The sequence below is a fragment of the Bradyrhizobium guangdongense genome, from assembly GCF_006483445.1.
Classification (GTDB): Bacteria; Pseudomonadota; Alphaproteobacteria; order Rhizobiales; family Xanthobacteraceae; genus Bradyrhizobium; species Bradyrhizobium guangdongense_A.
On record NZ_PPPT01000290.1, the window covers coordinates 1 to 1116 of the forward strand.

Sequence of the window (1116 nt, forward strand, 5' to 3'; positions counted from 1 at the left end):
CACCAGCGTGACGTCGAGCCCTTCGGCGCTCGCAAAACCCTTGTCGACGGCCACGATCAGCGCGGCGGCGTCCACCAGCGGGATGAACCCAATGCGCAGCGATCCGGTCATTTCAGCATCTCCGACGCGGTGATGATCGACTGCGCGATCTCGCCGATTTTCTTCTTCTCGCGCATCGCCGTGGAGCGCAGCAGCACATAGGCCTCGTCCTCGTTGAGGCCCTTCATCTTCATCAAAAGACCCTTGGCCCGCTCGATCACCTTGCGGTCCTCGAGCTGCGACTTGGTCCGCTCCAGTTCCTCCTGGAGTTTTGCGAAGGCGTTGAATCGGGACACGCAGAGGTCGAGGATCGGCTTGATCCGCTCCTTCTTCAGCCCGTCCACGATGTAAGCGGACACCCCCGCCTCCACGGAGGCCTGGATCGAGGCGGAATCGCTCTGGTCGACGAACATTGCGATCGGGCGCCGCACCGCGCGGCTGACCTGAAACATGGCTTCCAGCACGTCGCGGCTGGGGTTTTCGAGGTCGATCAGGATGATGTCGGGGTCGACCGAATAGATGCGCGCCAAGAGGCTCTGCATCTCGCTGATATGCACGACCTGGGTGAAGCCCGCCTCACGCAACCCCTCCTCAAGGATTGCGGCCCGGACCGGGCTTTCGTCGACAATCACAATTTTAGGCGACTGTTCGGCGCTCATCGCTCACTCACCACCCCGGCGGATGCATCCATAGCACGCCGGAACGCCCTGCAAAGGGTTGTAATTGGTGGAAATTAGGACTAGCTCCAGCCTGTCAATCAGGCAGATTCAGGTTATGCAACAGGCGGCTGCGCCCAAGGTCAGCTTCGTTTCGCTCGGGTGTCCCAAGGCATTGGTCGATTCCGAGCGCATCATCACACGGCTTCGCGCCGAAGGCTACGAGCTTGCCCGCAAGCATGATGGCGCCGACATCGTCATCGTTAACACCTGTGGCTTCCTCGACAGCGCCAAGCAGGAATCGCTCTCGGCGATCGGCGAGGCCATGGCCGAGAACGGCAAGGTGATCGTCACCGGCTGCATGGGCGCCGAGCCCGAACAGATCGAGCAGGCCTATCCGGGCGTGCTGTCGATCACCGGC

Annotated in this window: 2 protein-coding genes and 1 pseudogene; 1 reads left to right on the top strand and 2 read right to left on the bottom strand. The window is 61.7% G+C overall.

The genetic code is table 11. The annotated features are described in order from the left end of the window. Positions 1-111: ABC transporter substrate-binding protein (locus C2U70_RS31920; RefSeq protein WP_140982600.1), on the bottom strand; the 111-nt coding region annotated here is incomplete at its 3' end. Continuing rightward, on the bottom strand, positions 108-698 hold the full coding sequence (locus tag C2U70_RS31925; RefSeq protein WP_140982601.1) for an ANTAR domain-containing response regulator: 591 nt from the start codon (positions 696-698) through the stop codon (positions 108-110). The genes C2U70_RS31925 and C2U70_RS31920, both read right to left, overlap by 4 nt. A 115-nt stretch (positions 699-813) precedes the next feature. On the opposite strand from C2U70_RS31925, the pseudogene C2U70_RS31930 reads away from it, so the two are divergent. Further along, positions 814-1116: pseudogene (locus tag C2U70_RS31930) on the top strand (30S ribosomal protein S12 methylthiotransferase RimO); the annotation flags it as partial.

Bases quoted from the DNA above. Each gene is read 5' to 3' on its own strand.
- C2U70_RS31925 (WP_140982601.1), bottom strand. From the start codon at position 698: ATGAGCGCCGAACAGTCGCCTAAAATTGTGATTGTCGACGAAAGCCCG.